The sequence below is a fragment of the Bacillus sp. PS217 genome, from assembly GCF_037963535.1.
Taxonomy (GTDB): Bacteria; Bacillota; Bacilli; order Bacillales; family Bacillaceae; genus Bacillus; species Bacillus subtilis.
On sequence record NZ_CP150157.1, the window covers coordinates 407,092 to 432,067 of the forward strand.

Sequence of the window (24,976 nt, forward strand, 5' to 3'; positions counted from 1 at the left end):
TCCTTTGGCGAAGCTCGTAAGTTTTCTCCTATTAAAAATTATGTCACAATGCATTGTTAACGCATTAAACGTGTCACAAAAACTTACACATGTCTTTTCCAGAAAATAATGGTCCTATATCCTTGATTCAGAAAATGTAAAATAATGAGGGTCTAGAAAGGGGAATCTTATGAAGCTGTCGGAACTGAAAACTAGCGGTCATCCACTCACTTTGCTCTGTTCCTTTTTATACTTTGATGTCAGTTTTATGATATGGGTTATGCTTGGGGCGCTGGGTGTTTATATTTCTCAGGATTTTGGCCTGTCTCCTTTTGAGAAAGGGCTTGTCGTAGCTGTGCCGATTTTATCTGGATCTGTGTTTCGTATCATTCTTGGTATTTTAACGGACAGAATCGGACCGAAAAAAACGGCAGTGATCGGGATGCTGGTGACGATGATTCCGCTGCTTTGGGGGACATTCGGCGGCCGTTCCCTGACTGAGCTGTATGCCATCGGGATTCTGCTTGGCGTGGCGGGGGCAAGCTTTGCTGTAGCGCTGCCTATGGCCAGCCGCTGGTATCCGCCTCATTTGCAGGGACTTGCGATGGGGATTGCCGGAGCGGGGAACAGCGGCACGTTGTTTGCAACCCTGTTTGGCCCTCGTCTGGCAGAGCAGTTCGGCTGGCACATTGTCATGGGAATTGCGCTAATTCCATTATTGATCGTCTTTATTCTTTTTGTATCCATGGCAAAGGATTCTCCTGCACAGCCGGCTCCGCAGCCGCTCAAAAGCTATCTGCATGTGTTCGGGCAAAAGGAAACATGGTTTTTCTGCCTGCTGTACAGCGTCACATTTGGCGGATTTGTCGGGCTCTCAAGCTTTTTATCTATTTTCTTTGTTGATCAATACCAGCTGTCAAAAATTCACGCAGGGGACTTCGTTACATTATGTGTGGCGGCGGGGAGCTTTTTCCGGCCTGTCGGGGGCTTGATTTCGGATCGTGTCGGCGGCACGAAAGTTCTTTCTGTATTGTTTGTCATCGTGGCACTGTGTATGGCCGGAGTCAGCAGCCTGCCATCTCTTTCAATGGTTATTGTTCTATTGTTTGTCGGAATGATGGGGCTCGGAATGGGAAACGGCGCAGTATTCCAGCTCGTGCCGCAGCGTTTTCGCAAAGAAATTGGCATGGTGACGGGAATCGTCGGTGCGGCCGGAGGAATCGGAGGGTTTTTCCTGCCGAACATCTTAGGATCTCTCAAACAGATGACAGGCACATATGCTATCGGTTTTATCACGTTTTCCTGTATCGCGCTGCTGGCGTTTGCACTTGTGCTTGCCGCAGGCTATTACTGGCGGAAAAGCTGGAGCGCGGAAAGCAGCCCGGCGGATGTTTAGGATTTTGACGGACACGCGTTTGTGCGTGTCTTTTTTATTTTCTCTTGATTTTCAACAGTGAAAAGATCAAAATAAATAGTAATTATTACGATTTGTTAGCGAGAGGAGTTTTCTGAATGAATCAACATACGCTGCTCCCGAAAAAAACGGAGCGTCTTCAATACTTTGGATCGGTCAGTCCGATCAAAGGCGAGAAACCAGTGGAAAAAGAGAAAATGAAGGACCTGCAAAATATCAGGAAGGATTATTTTTTTGACATTCAGCATGTAGGTGTCGCTAATGTGTCCCATCCAGTCACAATCACTTCTGCCATGATGCCTGCCGAGCAAACAACGGCTGCGAACTTTACAATGACTTGTAATTTGCCGAGAAATCAGAAAGGGATTAACATGAGCCGGTTAACAGAGCTGCTGCAAGTCTATCATCAAAATGGCTGGATTCTCTCATTTTCCTCTCTTCAGCAATTTACGAAAGAGCTTGCAGAAAACATGGACACATCATCTGCCACAGTTGAAGTGAGGTTTCCGTGGTTTTTCGAACGGAAAAGCCCGAAGCTTGAGAAAGCGGGTTTGATGCATGCTGATATATTCATGTCTGTCACCTATCGCAAAGATCAGCCGTTTAAACAGCGTGCCGGCATCTCAGCAAAAGTAACGACTCTGTGCCCTTGCTCCAAGGAAATCAGCGAATACAGTGCCCATAATCAGAGGGGAACGGTCAGCATTTGGGCGGATATTCACCCGGCCGCATCGCTGCCAAGTGATGTTAAAGCTGATTTGCTTCACGCCGCAGAATCAAATGCTTCTGCGAGACTGCATCCGGTATTGAAGCGGCCTGATGAAAAAGCCGTGACAGAAACGGCCTATGAAAACCCGAGATTTGTTGAGGATCTCGTCCGGCTGATTGCTGCTGATTTGTTTGAGCTTGAATGGGTGTCGGCCTTTGAGATTGAATGCCGCAATGAAGAATCGATCCATCTCCACGATGCCTGCGCGAAGCTGCGTTTTTCGAAACAGGTGGATAGAATATGAAACGCTCATTATTCATTATTGCAGTTCTTGTGCCGGCCAGCCTGCTGTCAGCGTGTTCTTATCATACGGAAGAACACGCAAGTTTAAATACGAAGAAAACGGACGAGCACATGACGGCCGCCCGAAAACCAGAAAAAACAAGCATTGATTGGACAAAGCCTTCGGGCGGAGAATACCCGGATATTAAACAGAAGCATGTCTGGATTGATGTGAATGTGAAGGAGCAGAAGGCTTACATCAAGGAAGGAAGCAACACCATCTATACAATGATGATTTCTTCTGGTCTTGATCAAACAAAAGATGATGCTACGCCAAAGGGCACCTTTTATGTAGAGCCTGAACGGGGAGAATGGTTTTTCTCCGAAGGATACCAGGAAGGCGCAGAATACTGGGTATCATGGAAAAATCACGGTGAATTTTTATTTCATAGTGTGCCAATGACTAAGGATCAAAAAGTCATCAAAACGGAAGCAGAAAAACTAGGAACGAAAGCATCTCACGGATGTATCAGGCTGACCATTCCAGATGCGAAATGGGTATATGAAAATATCCCTGAACATACAAAAGTGGTGATCAGCTGAATTGAAAACCGTTGACAAAAAGGAAAAAAGACCATACAATTTAAATCGTAACAATTACGTTTTGTGATAAATGGCTTATCATTGTCTGTATCTGTGAAAAGCGTAAAGGCTAAGGATCTTGCTGTCATTGATCCCCATGAAGCGTCTCTTGAAAACTGGAGACGATACACAAGCCGCATTCTGATTAGATATTTGCGCTCTCCATCGGTTCAGCAACGCAAGTGGAGCAATTGCTTTATGCAAGCTGCGGTTTTCCGAATGTCGGCAAGGGGCAGGGATTTGCGATGGGGAAAAGGACTAAACGCGGTTGGAGCCTTTACTGATTTATAAATCGGGCGGCAGCGAGAAATGAGCGCGAAAAGCTGCTCTACACCATTGTACATACGGCAAAGTATACAATTTAAATCGTAATCATTCTATTTTAATGGAGGCATTATTATGAAAAAAATTCCGGTTACCGTACTGAGCGGTTATCTAGGTGCGGGAAAAACAACATTGCTGAACAGCATTCTGCAAAATCGCGAAGGCTTGAAAATAGCGGTTATCGTAAACGATATGAGCGAGGTGAACATTGACGCGGGCTTGGTTAAGCAGGAAGGGGGCCTTTCCAGAACAGATGAAAAGCTTGTGGAAATGTCAAACGGCTGCATTTGCTGCACGCTTCGCGAAGACTTATTAATTGAAGTTGAGAAGCTGGCAAAAGACGGACGGTTTGATTATATCGTCATTGAATCGACAGGAATCAGCGAACCGATCCCGGTGGCCCAGACTTTCTCTTATATCGATGAAGAGATGGGAATCGATCTTACAAAATTCTGTCAGCTGGATACGATGGTGACGGTTGTTGATGCCAACCGTTTTTGGCATGATTATCAGTCAGGCGAAAGCCTTCTGGACCGCAAAGAAGCATTGGGGGAAAAGGATGAAAGAGAAATCGCCGACCTCTTGATCGATCAAATTGAGTTTTGCGATGTACTGATCTTAAATAAATGTGATTTGGTCAGCGAGCAAGAGCTCGAACAGCTTGAAAACGTTCTTCGTAAACTGCAGCCAAGAGCCAGGTTCATTCGTTCCGTCAAAGGAAATGTAAAACCACAGGAGATTTTGCATACAGGGTTATTTAACTTCGAGGAAGCGAGCGGATCGGCCGGCTGGATTCAAGAGCTGACGGCAGGCCATGCGGAACACACCCCGGAAACAGAAGAATACGGTATCTCTTCATTTGTATATAAGAGACGTTTGCCGTTTCATTCTACACGATTTTACCGTTGGTTGGATCAAATGCCAAAGAACGTGGTACGTGCCAAAGGAATCGTCTGGTGCGCATCTCATAACAACCTCGCTTTGCTGATGTCGCAAGCAGGTCCGTCGGTTACGATTGAGCCTGTATCTTATTGGGTGGCGGCGCTGCCGAAGCTTGAGCAGGAGCAAGTCAAACAGCAGGAGCCGGAAATCCTGGAGGAGTGGGACCCGGAGTTCGGCGACCGCCTAACGCAGCTAGTTTTTATCGGAACTGACCTGGATGAAGAAACGATCACGAAAGAGCTTGATCAATGCCTGTTGACTGAGTATGAATTTGATTCCGACTGGTCGCTGTTTGAGGACCCGTTTAAATGGAAGCTGAATCAATAGAAAAAAAGCCGTCCCATGGGGAACGGCTTTTTTTAATGAAACGTTTGTTTAAACATAATGAGCGTATTTTTTCTCAAGGATATTCTGAAAGACCGCGGCAATGGAGCAGATGGCCCAATAAATGAGAGCGGTCAGAATATACATGGTCATATAATCAAACTCTCTGCCCCCGATGATTTTCGCATGCTGGAGCAATTCCGGCACTGTAATCATCGCAGCGAGAGATGACGCCTTGATTAAGTCGAGCAATACATTGGCAAGCGGAGGCAGCGCAATACGTATCGATTGCGGCAAAATGATGCCCCTCATCGTCTGCCAATAGGAAAGACCCAGCGAGGATGCGGCTTCCCACTGTCCTTTTTCGACGGATGAAATGGCTGAACGGTTAATTTCCGCAATGTAGGCGGCGCTGTTTAGGCTAAAGCCGATTAAAGCAGCCGTGACAGCGGAAAATTCAATGCCGATATAAGGAAACCCGAAATAAAGGATAAACAAAATCACCAAAATCGGAACGCCCCGCATAAATGAGATATAGAGCTTCGCCGGCCATCTTAACAAAGCAAGCTTAGACATTCTGGCGAGTGATATGAACAGGCCGATCACAGTTCCCGCAAACATGCTTACAAAAGAGATGAGCAGTGTATATCCAATGCCTTTTATGACATAAGGGAACGATTCAATAGCCAGCTTCGTGTTGAAAATATATTCCCATTGAATGCTATTGATCATGGCGTCCGATTACAAATCAACGTCCTGAACGTCGGCATCAATTTTTTTTGATACATCTGCTTTATTGAAGAATTGTTTCGACAGTTTAGTCAAAGAGCCATCCTTGCTCATCTCTTTCAATGCTTCGTTCATCTTTTTCTGAAGTGCCGCATTGCTTTTTTTCATGACAAGGGCCTGTTTGTTCGGCATGTACTTGATGTCAGGATGAATTGTAATGTTGAGATCCGGGAATGCCGCGAGCGCAAGTGTCTGCAGGTAATAGTCGTTTAAAATGACGTCAGTGCGTCCGTTGGCAACATCTTTTAAATATTGCTCATTCGTCGCATTATCATAAATCACTTCTTTGGCGCCGTATTTTCTCGCGACCTCCATGTAGACGGTTGTAGCCGCGCCAGCCGCTTTCTTCCCTTTTAAATCCTTAAGCGTTTTAATCCCGGATAAATCGTCTTTACGGACGATTGCCGTGCCGTATGAATATTTATATGGAGTAGAAAATGCGAACTTCTTCTCGCGGTCCTTCGTCACATCGATGTCATTCGCGGCTGCGTCAACCTGTCCGCTGTTCACCGCTGTCAGCATCCCGTCAATGCCCATCTCCTTGAACTCAACCTTCAGCCCCAAGCGTTTTGCCGCTTCACGAACAACTTCAACCTCATAGCCCGTCAGCTTATCAGAGCCAGAGTCAGTATCGTGATAAGAAGTAGGATAGAGCGTACCTGATGTAGCGACTACGATTTTCCCTTTATCCTTAATCTGCTCCCAGCCTGTATCCTTGGAATCGGCTTCATTTTTGCCGGAACAGGCTGCCAATATAAGAAAGAAAGCCATTGTGAAACTGAATATAACGGCTTTGGATTGCTTGAATGATTTCACCTATATTTCCCCCAATCTGTTAATCAACTAAAAAGATAGCATTGAACATAAGGGGTTGCAATATGTTGATCGCGTTTTCAAAAAGTTCGAATTGTGTATACAAAAGGCATGGGTGGGTGTTTAAAAGCGTCTATGAAGGGAAGAGGTGATGAAAAAAGGAATTGTCCAAGGATGAATGCCAGACGTGCATGGATAGGAGCTTGTGAAGTTAAGGTGCAGCAGATCCGTCATTCATCTATGCCAATACCGTAAGAAATGGTCAAGAAGCATGAAACGATCTTCAGAATATTAAGTCTTGCTGATGCCCCTAAGGCATATGATATATTCGATGAGAAAGAAAATGGAAACATTTAAACCATAATGGGGAGTCAAATGAATATTTACAAACCAGCCTGTTTGTACTGCTGTACTCTATTTTGCTGCCGGTGTTTTGGCGCGGCTACCTTATCGGAAAAAGGATCTGCGGAATCAGAATCGTAAAAAAAGACGGATCACAGGTCAGTCTGTTAACAATGTTTTTACGGGTTATTGTAGCCGGCCTGGTTTACTGTATAACCTTCGGACTCGGCTTGATCGCCAGCCTGATTCTGATTGCCGTACGAGAAGACAAACGGACCCTGCATGATTTAATCGCGGGAACATATGTCACTTATGCGACACCAGGTGAAGAGGAACTTAATGCTGACGAAGAGATTAGAAAGAGCGAATAATGGTTCGCTCTTTTTATTTTTATGCATAAAAAATACAAGGCAGCAAAACATATGAAAAATAGGATTGGAGGAATAAACTGGATGAAACGAATAACCATCAACATCATCACAATGTTCATTGCAGCGGCTGTCATTTCTCTGACCGGTACAGCTGAGGCCGCTGAAAAACAGCAGCAGCCTCCCGCAAATGTTACACTGACAGATCAGCAAAAGAAAGAGATTGAACAACTGGAAGCAGAGATTCTTAAAAAGCGCAAAGACGTGATCTCAAAGTATGTACAATACGGTATCCTGCCTAAAGAAAGAGGAGAACACATCAAAAATCACTTGGACAAACACTTTGAAATGATGAAACAAAACGGCTTTGTTCCAAAGCACCATCCTCATCCGCATAAATTTGAAAAAAGACATTAAAATGGTAAGCATCCAATTGGAATTGGGTGCTTTTGCGTTATTTACAGGTAGGCAATATTAGCTGAGCTGTTCCGCGACTAACATCGAGTTGATATGAAACGCGTTTCATAGCCTATGATAGGTTTATCAATAATTCAGGAGTGATAAACACTATGATCCACCAGCATCCAGAATCTTTTCCGAAACATTTTTTGTGGGGCTCTGCTTCTGCAGCGTACCAGATTGAAGGCGCTTGGAATGAAGATGGCAAAGGCCCTTCTGTTTGGGATGTGTTTACGAAAATACCGGGCAAAACGTTTAAAGGAACCAATGGCGACATTGCGGTTGACCATTATCACCGATTTAAAGAAGATGTCGCTCTGATGGCTGAGATGGGGTTAAAAGCATATCGATTTTCCGTCAGCTGGCCACGGGTTTTTCCAAAAGGAAAAGGAGAGATCAATGAAGCAGGTCTAGCGTTTTACGATAGTCTGATTGATGAATTGCTTTCTCATCACATCGAGCCGGTTCTGACTTTATATCACTGGGATTTGCCTCAAGCGCTTATGGACGAATACGGCGGGTTTGAATCCAGAAACATCATAGAGGATTTTAATCACTACTGTATTACTCTTTATAAACGTTTTGGAGACAGGGTGAAATATTGGGTTACGTTAAATGAACAGAACTACAATTTTAATCACGGATTTATTACAGCCATGCATCCGCCTGGAGTGAAAGACAGAAAACGATTTTACGAAGCAAACCATATTGCGTTTCTGGCTAATGCAAAAGCCATCGAATCATTTAGAGAATATGTGCCTGAAGGCAAAATAGGTCCTAGCTTTGCTTATTCTCCGGCTTACCCTTTATCAAGCCATCCAGAGGATATACTGGCATTTGAAAACGCCGAAGAATTTATGAACAATTGGTGGCTTGACATGTATTGCTGGGGAACCTACCCGCAAATTCCATTCCGCTACTTGGAAAAACAGGGATGGGCGCCGACAATTGAAGCAGGAGATATGGACCTGCTCGCCAAAGGGAAGCCTGATTTTGTAGGTGTCAATTATTATCAGACGATCACCTATGAACGAAATCCGCTTGATGGTGTGTCAGAAGGGAAAATGAATACGACAGGCCAAAAGGGAACCAATCAGGAGACGGGGATACCCGGAGTGTTCAAAACGAAAAAAAATCCGCATCTGACAACGAGCAACTGGGATTGGACAATTGACCCAATTGGGCTGCGTATCGGTCTTCGCCGAATTACAAGCCGCTATCAGCTTCCAGTGTTTATAACAGAGAACGGTTTGGGTGAATTTGATAAAGTTGAGGACGGCACTGTACAGGATGATTATCGAATTGATTATTTGCGTTCGCATCTTGAGCAATGCAGACAAGCCATCAGTGACGGTGTCGATTTAATCGGCTATTGCAGCTGGTCGTTTACTGATCTGTTAAGCTGGCTGAACGGCTACCAAAAAAGATACGGATTTGTATATGTCAATCGTGATGAAGAAAGCACATACGATTTAAAACGCTTGAAGAAAAAAAGCTTTTATTGGTATCAAGATGTCATCAAGACGAACGGAGAAAGTTTATAAAGAGTCCCTGAGAGTTATTCTCTCAGGGGTTTTTCATTACACAGAAACAGCATCAATAATATAAGTGTCGGCGTGCAAATCTGACATTTCAGCCGGCACAGTCCAGCATGTCAATTGATAGTCTCCTTTAGGCAGATCAAAGGACAGTCTTTTAGACATGATGCTTTCAATATGAATTCCGTTTTCTGTGACATGAAAAGGAACAGTCACTTTTTTTTCGTAGGAGTTTACTGTTTCTGAACTGTTCAGGCGCAAAAGAATAAAGGCCTTTGTATTTCGCTGTGCCTCAAAGGAAATGGCTCCGTTTGCCGCAGCATATCCTTTTTCAATCGCTTCGTCAGTCCAATCCATTACAGGAGGTGTAGAATCCTTTTGAAATACAGTAAATTGATGATATGAAATCGAAAGTTCTTGCGGCTTCCATGATTTGATCAATGTGCTGTTCCTCCTCTATGTACTGTTTACTGAATTGTGAATAAAACCTTTGTGCCGTCTGGGTAATCGGTAAGCTGATGCCCGACCCAAGAGCCTGCTCCGCGGTTGTCAGCGGGAGAAATGTATTCTACAGAAGCTCCCTCACCGCCTTCTTTGCACATGGCCATTGGCCATTCATCTCTGTCATACCCCTTTTTGGAAGGTACGTCCTTTAATGATTGCTCGCGGCGTTCCTCAGCTCCGTCTCTGTCAATAGTGCACACCTCTGAGTGTCCCTCATTTATCGCATCCTTAATATGCTTGGCAGTTTCGGGATACCGGTCAGATGGGAAGGCGATTGTTTCATCATATTCTTTCGTTTGAGACGTTTTTTGATCAGTTGAAAAAAAGTCTCCTTTTATCAGGCCGACAGCTGCAGCTGCTATGATGACGATGACGAGAAGTATCGTTTTTATGATGTCCGTCGTGATGTTCACCTCCCGCTTTTAAAACTGACACAAGAGTAATCCAGAAAGCATTTGGTGTAAAGGTTTAAATTTTATGTTTTACGCTCAGTTTATTGCAGAAATCGTAATTTTAGCAGATCGAAATATTTGTTTTCAGCAAAATACGATTGCCAATTTACAATAATGATAGTAAGTCATCAGCCGTTTTCGGCTTGATTAATCATTTTAAATTGGCTTATGATACCGGTAAGCTCCTCAGCTAATTGAGAAAGTGTTTCAGAAGCTGCGGTAATCTCCTCCATTGCAGCAAATTGCTCCTCTGTTAATGCAGCCGCTTGCCGGGTATTTTTAGTAGATTCTTTAATGTCGGCCGTATTGGCTGCAAAGGAATCATTTATATGATGTGCACTGGCTGAAATGTTTGTTACAGATGCTGATAAATCACTAATCTCGGCGCTGATTTCACCTGTTGCAGCTGCAATTTCCTTAAATGCATCTCTGGTGCGCTGGATCATGGTGACTCCTTCTGCAGCTTCTGTTTTCACATGCTCAACAGATCTTGCAGACCGGTTCATATCCTTTTGTATTTCTATGATCAGTTTTGAAATCTGCCCCGCAGACTGTTGAGACTCTTCCGCTAATTTCCGTACTTCATCAGCAACAACAGCAAAGCCTTTTCCTTGTTCACCGGCTCTGGCAGCTTCAATCGCTGCATTCAGCGCAAGCAGGTTTGTCTGATCGGCAATTTGGGTGATGACCGATAAAATTTGCTCAATTTGTTTAGAGCGGCCGTCTAACTGGTGTATGATTTCTCCGCTTTTCTGAATTGACTGGTGAATCGCATCCATTTGCGCCTGTACATTTGCAATTTCCTTTTGTCCAATGTCTGCTTTTGATTGAGCGAGCTGCCCTTTGTCAGCGATAGCGGCAGTATTTGCAGAAATATCCCGGATGTCTGCTGAAGCTTGTTTTAATGAGCTTTCACTACTTTCAATTCGGGTGATCTGATCTTGGGCTCCATTTGCAATCTGCTGTACAGCTTCTGTGATTTTTTCTGAAGCTTGATTTGTTTCCTCTGCTCCGGCTGAGAGCTGCTGAGAGGCTGACGCAAGCTGAAGGGCTGATTGTTGTACGGTTTGTATGGTATCGTTCAGCTTCATTCTCATCTTATTATAATAGACGCTTAGTTCTGAAAGCTCGTCACCGGTTTTGTCTGACACCTCTATTGTCATATCTCCGTTTCCGGCACTTTCAAAGGCGCTTTTTAAAGCGTTCAGCCGCTTGTTGATTTTTCTGGTGAAAACCAAGACAAGGATGACTGATACCATAATGACGATAACAAGAACGATAGCGAATTGAGTGAAAAGTGATTGTGTAAGTGATGCTAAAATACTTTGATTAGCTCCGGTATACAGCATGCCGATGATGTTCCCATTTTGATCTTTTAACGGCATGTATGCAGTCTGATAAGAAGAACCTGCTACATCTGCTTGTCCGTAAAAACGCTTTCCTTTCTTTAAAACAGCGGCAATAACTTCAGAAGAAGCCTGGGTGCCGACAGCTCTTTCGCCATTCTTCATGACATTGGTTGCAACACGAGTATCGCCTTGGAAAATGGTAATGGTATCACCTGTTTTTTCGCCAAGCAGATCAACAATATCTTCATTTCCATTGATTTGTGTTTGCCCTTTATAGAGCTTATTGTTTTTCACCTGCCAGTCGCCTGACATGACATCATCAATATAAGTGCTGCTTAAAGCAAGATCACCTTTCGCTTTTTCAGTTGCCATTTGTTTCATGTTTTCTGTAATTTCCTTAAGCATCACAGTGCCAACTGATGCCGAAAACAAAAGAATCACCACGAAAACGAGGCAAAGAATTTTAGTTCCTAGCTTCATCTTAAATCGTTTTATCAACATAATTCCTCCCTTTACGATTTGTAGGTCATATTACTTATCGGGTTTTCGGGTTTAAAGTTTTATTTTAGAAAAAATAAAACCGGCCTGATCTTCAGGCCGGTTGTGTGATGCTATTCAAGGTTTGCGTGGTGAGTGAACATAGTTTCAGAATCGAGTCCTTTTTTCTCCATGAGTTTTAAAATCACTGCATCATAGAAGAGCAGCAAAGTTTGTTCAAATAATGATCCCATTGGCTGAATGGTTTTATAGCTTCCGTTAGACTGGTCTTTAGGAGAACCAGGCATTCTGATGATGAGGTCCGCTTGTTTTCCGATGCTTGATTCCGGATTGATGGTTAAAGCGGCAACAATTCCGTGTAAGCTTTTTGCTTTTGCTGCGGTATGAATCAAGCTTTTTGTCTCGCCTGATCCTGAGCCGATAATAACTAGATCTCCTTCGGCGAGCGGCGGAGTGAGAATCTCACCTACAATATGGGCGTTGAAGCCCATGTGCATCAGTCTCATCGCGAAGGATTTTGCCATCAGGCCAGACCGCCCCGCACCCGCAGTGAAAATTTGGTGGGATGAAAGAATGTGATCGGCAAGCTGGTCAGCCTCTTCATTAGAAATATAAGCTGCTGAACGGTGTAACTCATTGAGAATTTCCGCTACGTATTCAGTCGTTTTCATAGGAGTTATCCTTGGACAATCAGCTGCTTCATTTTTGAAGCTGTTTCCGCCTTATCAGCTGCGCTTGTAATTCCGCCCCCAACAATGACAAGGTCAGGGTTTTGCTTGATCACTTCTGGCAGTGTATCAAGTTTGATGCCGCCCGCGATTGCGGTTTTTGCGTTTTTTACGGTATTTTTGATTGTCGTTAATTCTTCGAAAGAGTTTTTGCCCTCTGCTTGAAGATCATAGCCAGTGTGGACGCAGATGTAGTCAACACCGAGTGCGTCAATTTCTTTCGCACGGGATTCGATATCTTTCACGTTAATCATGTCCACTAAGATTTTCTTCTTTTGTTTTTTGGCTTCTTCTACTGCGCCTTTAATCGTTGCATCGTCTGTAGCCCCTAAAACGGTGATGATGTCAGCGCCTGCTTCCGACGCTTTCATAATTTCGTAGCCTCCGGCATCCATGATTTTCAGGTCTGCAAGAACCTTCAATTGAGGAAATGCTTCTTTTATTTCTTTAACGGCTCTTAGGCCTTCATTGATGACGACCGGTGTTCCGATTTCAACTACGTCGATGTATTGTTCTACCTCTTTGACGAGCTCAATGGCTTCCGGGATGTTGACGAGGTCTAATGCAAGCTGTAATTCCATTGTTGATCCACTCCCTTTTTCGAATTATTTTTCATTCTATAGGTTCCTTCTTTTGATGAGAAGTAGGCACTTTGAAGTCAACAAGTTACTTGGAGGATACTGTGAGGAGAGACAATCAGATTTCTTTCGCTTGATTTTATGAGTGAGTATAATGAAAAAAGAGTCTGCAAAAAAGTAAGTAAGTGATGATACGTATCTAACATACAAAAAGGTTACTAAGGGGGGGATTCTATTGAGCCGGATGGACGACAAAAGGTTTAATTGTGAGAAGGAATTAACGCTTGCAGTGATTGGCGGTAAATGGAAAATGCTCATTTTATGGCATTTAGGAAAAGAAGGCACAAAACGGTTCAATGAATTAAAAACATTGATTCCTGATATTACGCAGAAGATCCTCGTGAATCAGCTGAGAGAGCTTGAGCAGGATATGATTGTTCACAGGGAAGTGTATCCAGTTGTCCCGCCGAAGGTTGAATATTCTCTGACCCCGCACGGAGAAAGCCTCATGCCTATTCTTGAAGCCATGTATGAGTGGGGGAAAGGTTATATGGAATTGATTGATATCGACAAAAATGTCATGAAAGAATCGTTGTAAGACGCTCTTCGCAAGGGTGTCTTTTTTTTGCCTTTTTTTCGGTTTTTGCGCGGTACACATAGTCATGTAAAGATTGTAAATTGCATTCAGCAATAAAAAAAGATTGAACGCAGCAGTTTGGTTTAAAAATTTTTATTTTTCTGTAAATAATGTTTAGTGGAAATGATTGCGGCATCCCGCAAAAATATCCCTGTAAATAAACTGGAATCTTTCGGCATCCCGCATGAAACTTTTCACCCATTTTTCGGTGATAAAAACATTTTTTTCATTTAAAGTAAACGGTAGAAAGATAAAAAATATTGAAAACAATGAATAAATAGCCAAAATTGGTTTCTTATTAGGGTGGGGTCTTGCGGTCTTTATCCGCTTATGTTAAACGCCGCAATGCTGACTGACGGCAGCCTGCTTTAATAGCGGCCATCTGTTTTTTGATTGGAAGCACTGCTTTTTAAGTGTAGTACTTTGGGCTATTTCGGCTGTTAGTTCATAAGAATTAAAAGCTGATATGGATAAGAAAGAGAAAATGCGTTGCACATGTTCACTGCTTATAAAGATTAGGGGAGGTATGACAATATGGAAATAACTTTTTATCCTTTAACGGATGCACAAAAACGAATTTGGTACACAGAAAAATTTTATCCTCACACGAGCATTTCAAATCTTGCGGGGATTGGTAAGCTGGTTTCAGCTGATGCGATTGATTATGTGCTTGTTGAGCAGGCGATTCAAGAGTTTATTCGCAGAAATGACGCCATGCGCCTTCGGTTGCGGCTAGATGAAAACGGGGAGCCTGTACAATATATTAGCGAGTATCGGCCTGTTGATATAAAACATACTGACACTACTGAAGATCCGAATGCGATAGAGTTTATTTCACAATGGAGCCGGGAGGAAACGAAAAAACCTTTGCCGTTGTACGATTGTGATTTATTCCGTTTTTCCTTGTTCACCATAAAGGAAAATGAAGTATGGTTTTACGCAAATGTTCATCACGTGATTTCTGATGGTATCTCCATGAATATTCTCGGGAATGCGATCATGCACATTTATTTAGAATTAGCCAGCGGCTCAGAGGCAAAAGAAGGAATCTCGCATTCATTTATCGATCATGTTTTATCTGAACAGGACTATGCTCAATCGAAGCGGTTTGAAAAGGACAAGGCGTTTTGGAACAAACAATTTGAATCGGTGCCTGAACTTGTTTCCTTGAAACGGAATGCATCCGCAGGGGGAAGTTTAGATGCTGAGAGGTTCTCTAAAGATGTGCCTGAAGCGCTACATCAGCAGATTCTGTCGTTTTGTGAGGCGAATAAAGTCAGTGTTCTTTCGGTATTTCAATCGTTGCTCGCCGCCTATTTGTACAGGGTCAGCGGCCAAAATGATGTTGTGACGGGAACCTTTATGGGCAACCGGACAAATGCGAAAGAGAAGCAGATGCTTGGCATGTTTGTTTCTACGGTTCCGCTTCGGACAAACATTGACGGCGGGCAGGCGTTTTTAGAATTTGTCAAAGACCGGATGAAGGATCTCATGAAGACACTCCGCCACCAAAAGTACCCGTATAATCTCCTGATCAACGATTTGCGTGAAACAAAGAGCTCTCTGACCAAGCTGTTTACTGTTTCTCTTGAATATCAGGTGATGCAGTGGCAAAAAGAAGAGGACCTTGCCTTTTTGACTGAGCCGATTTTCAGCGGCAGCGGATTAAATGATGTCTCGATCCATGTGAAGGATCGATGGGATACTGGGAAACTCACCATAGATTTTGATTACCGCACTGATTTATTTTCACGTGAAGAAATCAACATGATTTGTGAGCGCATGATTACAATGCTGGAGAACGCGTTAACGCATCCAGAACATACAATTGATGAATTAACGATGATTTCTGATGCGGAGAAAGAGAAGCTGCTTGCGAGGGCGGGCGGTAAATCTGTGAGCTACCGTAAGGACATGACGATCCCGGAACTGTTCCAAGAAAAGGCTGAGCAGCTTTCAGATCATCCAGCGGTTGTATTCGAAGATCGTACATTGTCCTATCGAACGTTACATGAGCAATCTGCACGCATCGCCAATGTGCTGAAACAGAAAGGGGTTGGCCCGGACAGTCCTGTCGCGGTTTTGATTGAACGTTCTGAACGGATGATTACAGCTATCATGGGAATTTTAAAAGCCGGCGGAGCCTATGTGCCGATTGATCCGGGTTTTCCTGCAGAGCGGATTCAATATATTTTGGAGGACTGCGGGGCGGACTTCATCCTGACTGAATCGAAGGTTGCAGCGCCTGAAGCCGATGCTGAGCTGATTGACTTAGATCAGGCAATTGCGGAAGGTGCAGACGATATGACGGAGGCTGATGTAAACGCGCGGAATCTTGCCTACATTATTTACACATCGGGAACAACCGGACGTCCGAAAGGCGTTATGATCGAGCATCGCCAGGTTCATCATTTGGTTGAATCTCTGCAGCAGACGATTTACCAAAGCGGCAGCCAAACCCTGCGGATGGCATTGCTTGCGCCGTTCCACTTTGATGCGTCAGTGAAGCAGATCTTCGCGTCGCTTCTTTTGGGACAAACCCTTTATATCGTACCGAAGAAAACAGTGACGAACGGGACCGCCCTTGCTACATATTATCGGAGAAACAGCATTGAGGCGACGGATGGAACACCGGCTCATTTGCAAATGCTGGCAGCAGCGGGCGATTTTGAAGGCCTAAAACTGAAGCACATGCTGATCGGAGGAGAAGGCCTGTCATCTGTTGTTGCGGACAAGCTGCTGAAGCTGTTTAAAGAAGCCGGCACAGCGCCGCGTTTGACTAATGTGTACGGGCCGACTGAAACGTGCGTTGACGCGTCTGTTCATCCGGTTATCCCTGAGAATGCAGTTCAATCAGCGTATGTGCCGATCGGGAAAGCGCTGGGGAATAACCGCTTATATATTTTGGATCAAAAAGGCCGGCTGCAGCCTGAAGGCGTGGCGGGTGAGCTTTATATCGCGGGAGACGGTGTGGGCCGAGGCTATTTGCATTTGCCTGAATTAACGGAAGAGAAGTTTTTACAAGATCCATTCGTGCCGGGCGATCGCATGTACCGGACCGGGGACGTGGTGCGCTGGCTTCCAGATGGAACAATCGAATATTTAGGCAGAGAGGATGACCAGGTCAAAGTCCGCGGATACCGGATTGAGCTTGGGGAAATTGAAGCCGTGATTCAGCAGGCGCCAGACGTTGCAAAAGCCGTTGTTTTGGCACGCCCTGACGAACAGGGAAATCTTGAGGTTTGCGCATATGTTGTGCAGAAGCCTGGAAGCGAATTTGCGCCAGCCGGCTTAAGGGAGCATGCGGCCAGACAGCTTCCTGACTATATGGTGCCGGCTTACTTTACAGAAGTGACAGAAATTCCGCTTACGCCAAGCGGCAAAGTCGACCGCCGCAAGCTGTTTGCGCTAGAGGTGAAGGCTGTCAGCGGCACTGCCTATACAGCGCCGCGAAATGAGACTGAAAAAGCAATCGCAGCCATTTGGCAGGACGTGCTGAACGTGGAGAAGGCGGGGGTCTTTGACAATTTCTTTGAAACGGGCGGGCATTCATTGAAGGCCATGACCCTTTTAACAAAGATTCATAAGGAAGCAGGCGTCGAGATTCCGCTTCAATATTTGTTTGAGCATCCGACGATTGCGGCTCTTGCAGAGGAAGCTGATCACAGAGAAAGCAAAGCTTTTGCGGTGATTGAACCTGCTGAAAAACAGGAGCATTATCCGCTTTCATTGGCACAGCAGCGAACATATATCGTCAGCCAGTTCGAGGATGCGGGAGTCGGCTACAACATGCCGGCAGCAGCAATTCTGGAAGGGCCTTTAGATATTCAAAAGCTGGAGCGCGCATTTCAGGGGTTAATCCGACGCCACGAGTCATTGAGAACATCATTTGTTCTTGAAAACAGCACGCCGAGACAGAACATTCACGATAGCGTTGATTTCAACATCGAAATGATTGAAAGAGGCGGCCGCTCAGATGAGGCAATTATGGCTTCATTCGTTCGGAAATTTGATTTAGCGAAAGCTCCGCTGTTCAGAATCGGTTTGCTGGGGCTTGAAGAGAACCGTCATATGCTGCTGTTTGACATGCACCATTTGATTTCTGATGGTGTATCCATTGGCATTATGCTGGAGGAGTTAGCACGCATTTATAAAGGCGAACAGCTTCCTGAACTTCGTCTCCAGTATAAGGACTACGCTGTATGGCAAAGCAGACAGGCTGCTGAAGGGTACAAGAAGGACCAGGCTTATTGGAAGGAAGTCTTTGCAGGCGAGCTCCCGGTGCTTCAGCTTCTGTCCGATTACCCAAGACCGCCTGTTCAAAGCTTTGAAGGGGATCGGGTGTCAATCAAGCTGGATGCGGGGGTAAAGGATCGCCTCAATCGTTTGGCTGAACAAAACGGCGCCACTTTATATATGGTGATGCTGTCCGCTTACTATACGCTTTTGTCAAAGTATACGGGGCAGGATGACATCATTGTCGGGACACCGTCAGCGGGCAGAAATCACTCCGATACAGAGGGCATTATCGGGATGTTTGTCAATACGCTTGCGATTCGCAGTGAGGTGAAGCAAGATGAGACGTTTACCCAATTGATCTCGCGTGTCCGCAAACGGGTGCTGAATGCCTTTTCTCATCAGGACTATCCGTTTGAGTGGCTTGTTGAAGATTTGAACATCCCGCGTGATGTTAGCAGGCATCCGCTGTTTGACACGATGTTCAGCCTTCAAAATGCGACAGCAGGCATTCCGGCTGTCGGCGATCTGTCCTTGTCTGTTCATGAGACCAATTTCAAGATTGCCAAATTTGATTTGACGGTGCAGGCGAGAGAAACCGATGAAGGCATTGAGCTTGATTTGGATTACAGCACAAAGCTGTTTAAACAAAGCACGGCAGACAGGCTGCTTACGCATTTTGCGCGTTTGCTTGAAGATGCTGCGGCTGATCCAGAGAAGCCGATTTCTGAGTATAAGCTTCTTTCTGAAGAGGAGGCTGCTTCGCAAATTCAGCAGTTTAACCCGGGCAGAACACCTTATCCGAAAGACAAAACAATTGTTCAGCTGTTTGAGGAGCAAGCGGCGAATACGCCAGACCACACTGCGCTTCAATATGAAGGCGAATCACTCACTTATCGTGAACTGAATGAACGGGCCAATCGTTTAGCCCGCGGCATTCTTTCTCTTGGAGCTGGCGAAGGCAGAACTGCGGCTGTCTTATGCGAGCGGTCAATGGATATGATTGTGTCGATCTTGGCAGTATTAAAATCAGGTTCGGCTTATGTTCCGATCGATCCGGAACATCCGATTCAGCGGATGCAGCATTTCTTCCGTGACAGCGGAGCAAAGGTGCTTCTCACTCAGAGGAAATTAAAGGCTTTGGCGGAAGAAGCGGAATTTAAGGGCGTTATCGTGCTAGCCGATGAGGAAGAAAGCTATCATGCCGATGCGCGCAATCTCGCACTGCCTCTTGATTCTGAAGCAATGGCCAACCTGACGTATACTTCCGGAACGACTGGAACACCTAAGGGGAATATCGTGACACATGCCAATATTCTCCGCACGGTGAAGGAAACGAATTATCTCAGCATTACAGAACAGGATACGATTCTCGGTCTTTCCAATTACGTGTTTGACGCGTTTATGTTCGATATGTTCGGCTCTTTGTTAAACGGAGCCAAGCTGGTGCTGATACCGAAGGAAACCGTTTTGGACATGGCTCGCCTGTCCCGCGTCATTGAACGGGAGAACATCAGTATTCTCATGATTACAACCGCTTTGTTCCACTTGCTTGTGGACTTGAATCCGGCATGCTTGTCAACGCTTCGCAAAATTATGTTTGGCGGGGAACGGGCTTCGGTTGAGCATGTCAGAAAAGCTTTGCAAACGGTTGGAAAGGGCAAGCTTCTTCACATGTATGGACCGTCTGAAAGCACGGTTTTCGCGACGTATCATCCGGTTGATGAATTGGAGGAGCACACGCTGTCTGTTCCGATTGGAAAACCGGTTAGCAATACGGAAGTATACATTCTTGACCGTACGGGACACGTGCAGCCTGCCGGGATTGCCGGAGAGCTTTGCGTCAGCGGCGAAGGACTCGTGAAAGGCTATTACAACCGTCCAGAACTGACTGAGGAGAAATTTGTTCCCCATCCGTTTACATCCGGCGAACGCATGTATAAAACGGGAGACCTTGCGAGATGGCTGCCGAATGGCGACATCGAATTTATCGGGCGAATCGACCATCAGGTGAAGATTCGCGGACAGCGCATCGAGCTTGGAGAAATCGAACATCAGCTGCAAACCCATGATCGTGTTCAGGAAAGTGTTGTGCTTGCCGTTGATCAAGGAGCGGGAGATAAACTGTTGTGTGCTTACTATGTCGGAGAAGGAGACATCTCATCACAAGAGATGAGAGAGCATGCTGCGAAGGACTTGCCGGCATATATGGTTCCTGCGGTGTTTATCCAAATGGACGAGCTGCCGCTGACAGGGAACGGAAAAATTGACCGGAGAGCGCTGCCGATTCCTGATGCCAACGTTTCAAGAGGTGTTTCATATGTTGCGCCACGCAATGAAATGGAACAAAAAGTCGCAGACATTTGGGCACAGGTGCTTCAGGCTGAACAAGTCGGCGCTTATGACCACTTCTTTGACATTGGCGGACATTCATTAGCAGGCATGAAGATGCTTGCCTTGGTTCATCAGGAACTGGGCGTTGAGCTGTCACTCAAGGATCTCTTCCAATCACCGACGGTTGAGGGCTTGGCACAGGTGATTGCCTCTGCTGAAAAAGGGACAGCCGCAAGTATCAGCCCGGCAGAGAAACAAGATACGTATCCTGTTTCTTCACCGCAAAAACGGATGTACGTGCTTCAGCAGCTTGAGGATGCGCAAACGAGCTATAACATGCCGGCGGTTCTGCGCCTGACAGGTGAGCTTGATGTTGAAAGGCTTAACAGCGTCATGCAGCAGTTAATGCAGCGTCATGAAGCCTTGAGAACCACGTTTGAAATAAAAGATGGAGAAACGGTGCAGCGGATCTGGGAAGAGGCTGAGTGCGAGATAGCCTATTTCGAAGCACCGGAAGAAGAGACAGAGCGGATCGTTTCTGAGTTTATTAAGCCTTTCAAAATCGACCAACTTCCACTGTTCAGAATAGGGCTTATCAAGCATTCAGACACTGAGCATGTGCTGCTGTTCGATATGCATCATATTATTTCTGATGGTGCATCTGTCGGTGTGCTGATTGAGGAGCTTTCAAAGCTGTACGACGGAGAAACCCTTGAGCCGCTCCGTATTCAATATAAGGATTATGCCGTGTGGCAGCAGCAGTTCATTCAGTCTGAGCTTTACAAGAAGCAAGAAGAGCATTGGCTGAAGGAGCTGGACGGAGAGCTGCCGGTGCTGACGCTTCCGACTGATTACAGTCGGCCTGCTGTTCAAACATTTGAGGGAGACCGCATTGCATTTTCATTAGAAGCAGGCAAAGCTGATGCTCTGCGCAGGCTTGCAAAAGAAACGGATTCCACGCTTTACATGGTGCTTCTGGCTTCATACAGTGCATTTTTATCAAAACTGAGCGGGCAAGACGATATCATCGTCGGTTCACCTGTGGCCGGACGATCTCAAGCGGACGTCAGCCGCGTCATCGGAATGTTCGTCAATACATTGGCGCTGCGCACGTATCCGAAGGGTGAAAAGACGTTTGCCAACTATCTTAACGAAGTGAAAGAAACGGCACTCAGCGCTTTTGATGCGCAGGATTACCCACTTGAGGATTTGATCGGAAATGTTCAGGTTCAGCGTGACACAAGCAGAAATCCGTTATTCGATGCAGTTTTTTCAATGCAAAATGCGAATATAAAGGATTTAACAATGAAAGGGATTCAGCTTGAGCCGCATCCGTTTGAACGGAAAACAGCCAAGTTTGACCTCACGCTGACGGCTGACGAAACCGACGGAGGGCTTACATTCGTACTCGAATACAATACAGCTCTGTTTAAGCAGGAAACGATTGAACGATGGAAGCAATATTGGATGGAGCTTTTAGATGCAGTTACTGGGAACCCGAACCAGCCGCTTTCCAGCCTGTCACTGGTCACTGAGACAGAAAAGCAAGCTCTTCTTGAGGCATGGAAGGGCAAAGCGCTGTCTGTGCCGACAGACAAAACGATTCATCAGCTATTCGAAGAGACTGTCCAGCGCCACAAAGACCGCCCGGCTGTCACATACAACGGCCAGTCTTGGACGTACGGTGAGCTGAATGCGAAGGCGAATCGTCTCGCGCGGATTCTGATGGACTGCGGCATCAGCCCGGATGACCGCGTCGGCATTCTCACGAAGCCGTCGCTTGAAATGTCCGCCGCGGTGCTCGGCGTCTTGAAAGCCGGAGCGGCGTTTGTGCCGATTGATCCTGACTACCCGGATCAGCGGATTGAGTATATTTTACAGGACAGCGGCGCGAAGCTTCTCTTGAAACAGGAAGGCATTTCAGTGCCGGACAGCTTTACGGGAGATGTCATTCTTCTCGACGGAAGCCGCACGATTCTAAGCCTGCCGCTTGATGAAAACGACGAGGGAAATCCAGAAACCGCTGTAACCGCGGAGAACTTGGCGTACATGATTTACACGTCTGGAACGACCGGACAGCCGAAGGGTGTCATGGTCGAGCACCATGCGCTTGTGAACCTGTGCTTCTGGCACCACGACGCGTTCAGCATGACAGCGGAGGACCGCAGTGCGAAGTACGCGGGCTTTGGGTTCGACGCTTCCATTTGGGAGATGTTCCCGACCTGGACGATCGGTGCCGAGCTTCACGTCATTGATGAAGCGATCCGCCTCGATATCGTCCGCCTGAACGATTATTTTGAAACGAACGGCGTAACGATCACGTTCCTGCCGACACAGCTTGCGGAACAGTTCATGGAGCTTGAGAACACATCACTTCGCGTCCTCTTGACCGGAGGAGACAAGCTGAAGCGCGCAGTGAAAAAGCCGTACACACTCGTCAACAACTACGGGCCGACAGAAAATACGGTCGTTGCCACAAGCGCAGAAATCCATCCGGAGGAAGGCTCGCTTTCCATCGGAAGGGCCATTGCCAATACGAGAGTATACATTCTCGGAGAGGGCAATCAGGTGCAGCCGGAAGGCGTAGCCGGAGAGCTTTGTGTGGCGGGACGCGGATTAGCGCGAGGCTATCTGAATCGAGAAGACGAAACCGCGAAGCGGTTTGTCGCTGATCCGTTTGTGCCGGGTGAACGCATGTACCGCACCGGCGACTTGGTGAAGTGGGTGAACGGCGGCATCGAATACATCGGCCGGATCGACCAGCAGGTCAAGGTCCGCGGCTACCGGATCGAGCTCTCAGAAATTGAAGTCCAGCTCGCCCAGCTTTCTGAGGTGCAGGATGCGGCGGTAACAGCTGTCAAAGATAAAGGCGGCAATACAGCGATCGCGGCGTATGTCACCCCGGAAACAGCTGATATAGAAGCGCTGAAATCAGCACTGAAGGAAACCCTGCCGGATTATATGATCCCGGCGTTCTGGGTGACACTGAGCGAGCTTCCGGTCACGGCAAACGGCAAAGTCGACCGCAAAGCCTTGCCTGAGCCGGACATCGAAGCGGGAAGCGGAGAATACAAAGCGCCGACGACCGACATGGAAGAGCTGCTTGCCGGCATCTGGCAGGACGTGCTTGGAATGTCTGAAGTCGGTGTCACCGACAATTTCTTCTCGCTTGGCGGAGATTCCATCAAAGGAATTCAAATGGCGAGCCGCTTGAATCAGCACGGCTGGAAGCTGGAAATGAAAGATCTCTTCCAGCATCCGACGATCGAAGAGCTTACCCAATATGTAGAGCGTGCCGAAGGCAAACAGGCAGACCAAGGCCCGGTAGAGGGCGAAGTCATCCTGACGCCGATCCAGCGCTGGTTCTTTGAAAAGAACTTCACGAACAAGCACCACTGGAACCAATCGGTGATGCTTCACGCCGCGAAGGGCTTTGACCCTGAACGGGTGGAGAAAACATTGCAGGCGCTGATCGAGCATCATGACGCGCTCCGTATGGTCTATCGTGAGGGACAGGAAGACGTCATTCAATACAACAGAGGTCTTGAAGCTGCTTCCGCTCAATTGGAGGTCATCCAGATTGAGGGCCAAGCTGCAGATTACGAAGACCGTATAGAGAGAGAAGCAGAGCGTTTGCAAAGCAGCATCGACTTGCAGGAAGGCGGCTTGTTAAAAGCAGGCTTGTTCCAAGCGGAAGACGGAGACCACTTGCTTCTCGCCATTCACCACTTAGTGGTTGACGGCGTCTCGTGGCGGATTCTACTGGAGGATTTCGCCGCAGTATATACACAGCTTGAGCAAGGCAATGAACCGGTTCTCCCGCAGAAAACACATTCATTTGCAGAGTATGCAGAGAGATTGCAAGACTTCGCGAACTCCAAAGCCTTTTTGAAAGAAAAAGAGTATTGGAGACAGCTTGAAGAACAAGCTGTCGCGGCAAAGCTTCCGAAAGACCGCGAATCTGGTGATCAGCGAATGAAACATACAAAGACAATTGAATTCTCGCTGACTGCTGAAGAGACAGAACAGCTCACCACAAAGGTGCATGAGGCATATCACACAGAAATGAATGATATTTTGCTGACGGCATTCGGATTGGCAATGAAGGAGTGGACGGGTCAGGATCGAGTAAATGTTCATTTAGAGGGGCACGGACGTGAAGAAATCATAGAAGACCTGACCATTTCCCGCACAGTCGGCTGGTTTACAAGTATGTACCCAATGGTGCTCGATATGAAGCATGCGGATGATCTGGGCTACCAGCTGAAGCAAATGAAAGAAGATATCAGACATGTGCCGAATAAGGGAGTCGGATACGGCATTTTGCGCTATCTGACGGCATCGGAACATAAAGAAGATGTGGCGTTCTCGATTCAGCCGGATGTCAGCTTCAACTATTTAGGTCAGTTTGACGAAATGTCGGATGCAGGTTTGTTTACGAGATCAGAGCTGCCATCAGGACAGTCATTAAGCCCTGAAACAGAAAAACCGAATGCGCTGGATGTTGTCGGATATATCGAAAACGGAAAACTGACGATGTCACTGGCCTATCATTCTCTTGAATTTCATGAAAAAACAGTACAAACATTCAGTGACAGCTTTAAAGCGCATCTTCTTAGAATCATTGAACATTGCCTATCTCAAGACGGTACGGAACTGACCCCGAGTGATCTTGGTGACGACGATTTGACGCTGGATGAGCTGGATAAATTAATGGAAATTTTCTAATAGAGGT

The 24,976-nt window shown here is 46.2% G+C and carries 15 protein-coding genes and 3 pseudogenes; 11 read left to right on the plus strand and 7 right to left on the minus strand.

The features are described 5' to 3' along the window. The first annotated feature begins 169 nt into the window (after positions 1–169). The 5 genes and pseudogenes from NSQ83_RS02255 to zinU all read left to right on the plus strand — a co-directional run bounded on the left by NSQ83_RS02255 (position 170) and on the right by zinU (position 4,619). Complete coding sequence (locus tag NSQ83_RS02255) at positions 170–1,375, plus strand: nitrate/nitrite transporter (RefSeq protein ID WP_015252853.1); 1,206 nt, start codon at positions 170–172, stop codon at positions 1,373–1,375. Between the two features lie 116 nt (positions 1,376–1,491). Continuing rightward, on the plus strand, positions 1,492–2,406 hold the full coding sequence (folE2, locus tag NSQ83_RS02260; protein ID WP_144500918.1) for a GTP cyclohydrolase FolE2: 915 nt from the start codon (positions 1,492–1,494) through the stop codon (positions 2,404–2,406). Next, positions 2,403–2,987, plus strand: coding sequence for a L,D-transpeptidase (locus tag NSQ83_RS02265; RefSeq protein ID WP_032730538.1), 585 nt, complete (start codon positions 2,403–2,405; stop codon positions 2,985–2,987). The genes folE2 and NSQ83_RS02265 overlap by 4 nt, the downstream gene beginning before the upstream one ends. Positions 2,988–3,224: 237 nt before the next feature. Continuing rightward, positions 3,225–3,398: pseudogene (locus NSQ83_RS02270) on the plus strand (hypothetical protein). Positions 3,399–3,425: 27 nt separating this feature from the next. Next, complete coding sequence (gene zinU, locus NSQ83_RS02275; RefSeq protein WP_003234625.1) at positions 3,426–4,619, plus strand: zinc metallochaperone ZinU; 1,194 nt, start codon at positions 3,426–3,428, stop codon at positions 4,617–4,619. 48 nt (positions 4,620–4,667) lie between these two features. Here the strand turns inward: zinU and NSQ83_RS02280 are convergent, their stop codons facing one another. Further along, positions 4,668–5,348 (minus strand): amino acid ABC transporter permease, encoded by a 681-nt coding sequence (locus NSQ83_RS02280; RefSeq protein ID WP_003234624.1) that lies wholly within the window; start codon positions 5,346–5,348, stop codon positions 4,668–4,670. 9 nt (positions 5,349–5,357) lie between these two features. After that, on the minus strand, positions 5,358–6,221 hold the full coding sequence (locus NSQ83_RS02285) for a transporter substrate-binding domain-containing protein (protein ID WP_029727074.1): 864 nt from the start codon (positions 6,219–6,221) through the stop codon (positions 5,358–5,360). Positions 6,222–6,382: 161 nt separating this feature from the next. Here NSQ83_RS02285 and NSQ83_RS02290 point away from each other — a divergent pair. From NSQ83_RS02290 to bglC, 4 genes and pseudogenes are all read left to right on the plus strand, one after another. Further along, positions 6,383–6,575 (plus strand): annotated as a pseudogene (locus tag NSQ83_RS02290) (hypothetical protein). A 35-nt stretch (positions 6,576–6,610) separates the two neighbouring features. Further along, positions 6,611–6,931, plus strand: a pseudogene (locus NSQ83_RS02295) (RDD family protein); the annotation flags it as partial. Positions 6,932–7,012: 81 nt separating this feature from the next. Further along, on the plus strand, positions 7,013–7,345 hold the full coding sequence (locus tag NSQ83_RS02300; protein ID WP_015252849.1) for a YckD family protein: 333 nt from the start codon (positions 7,013–7,015) through the stop codon (positions 7,343–7,345). Positions 7,346–7,497: 152 nt separating this feature from the next. Further along, positions 7,498–8,931: a 6-phospho-beta-glucosidase gene (bglC, locus tag NSQ83_RS02305; RefSeq protein WP_032722901.1), complete on the plus strand. Its 1,434-nt coding sequence runs from the start codon at positions 7,498–7,500 to the stop codon at positions 8,929–8,931. A gap of 36 nt (positions 8,932–8,967) precedes the next feature. Here the strand turns inward: bglC and nin are convergent, their stop codons facing one another. The 5 genes from nin to hxlA all read right to left on the minus strand — a co-directional run bounded on the left by nin (position 8,968) and on the right by hxlA (position 13,037). Continuing rightward, on the minus strand, positions 8,968–9,366 hold the full coding sequence (nin, locus tag NSQ83_RS02310) for a DNA-entry nuclease inhibitor (RefSeq protein ID WP_032722902.1): 399 nt from the start codon (positions 9,364–9,366) through the stop codon (positions 8,968–8,970). 26 nt (positions 9,367–9,392) lie between these two features. Further along, on the minus strand, positions 9,393–9,842 hold the full coding sequence (gene nucA / locus NSQ83_RS02315; protein ID WP_003234608.1) for a DNA-entry nuclease: 450 nt from the start codon (positions 9,840–9,842) through the stop codon (positions 9,393–9,395). Between the two features lie 167 nt (positions 9,843–10,009). Beyond that, complete coding sequence (gene tlpC, locus NSQ83_RS02320; protein WP_029727077.1) at positions 10,010–11,731, minus strand: methyl-accepting chemotaxis protein TlpC; 1,722 nt, start codon at positions 11,729–11,731, stop codon at positions 10,010–10,012. Positions 11,732–11,841: 110 nt separating this feature from the next. Then, complete coding sequence (gene hxlB, locus NSQ83_RS02325; protein WP_003234605.1) at positions 11,842–12,399, minus strand: 6-phospho-3-hexuloisomerase; 558 nt, start codon at positions 12,397–12,399, stop codon at positions 11,842–11,844. 5 nt (positions 12,400–12,404) lie between these two features. Next, on the minus strand, positions 12,405–13,037 hold the full coding sequence (hxlA, locus tag NSQ83_RS02330; RefSeq protein ID WP_003234604.1) for a 3-hexulose-6-phosphate synthase: 633 nt from the start codon (positions 13,035–13,037) through the stop codon (positions 12,405–12,407). Positions 13,038–13,269: 232 nt separating this feature from the next. Here hxlA and hxlR point away from each other — a divergent pair, with 232 nt between their 5' ends. Next, a complete protein-coding gene (gene hxlR, locus NSQ83_RS02335; RefSeq protein ID WP_003246265.1) occupies positions 13,270–13,632 on the plus strand; it encodes a transcriptional activator HxlR in 363 nt (120 codons plus the stop codon). 573 nt (positions 13,633–14,205) lie between these two features. Continuing rightward, positions 14,206–24,969: a surfactin non-ribosomal peptide synthetase SrfAA gene (gene srfAA / locus NSQ83_RS02340; RefSeq protein ID WP_160215003.1), complete on the plus strand. Its 10,764-nt coding sequence runs from the start codon at positions 14,206–14,208 to the stop codon at positions 24,967–24,969. Positions 24,970–24,976 lie beyond the last annotated feature (7 nt).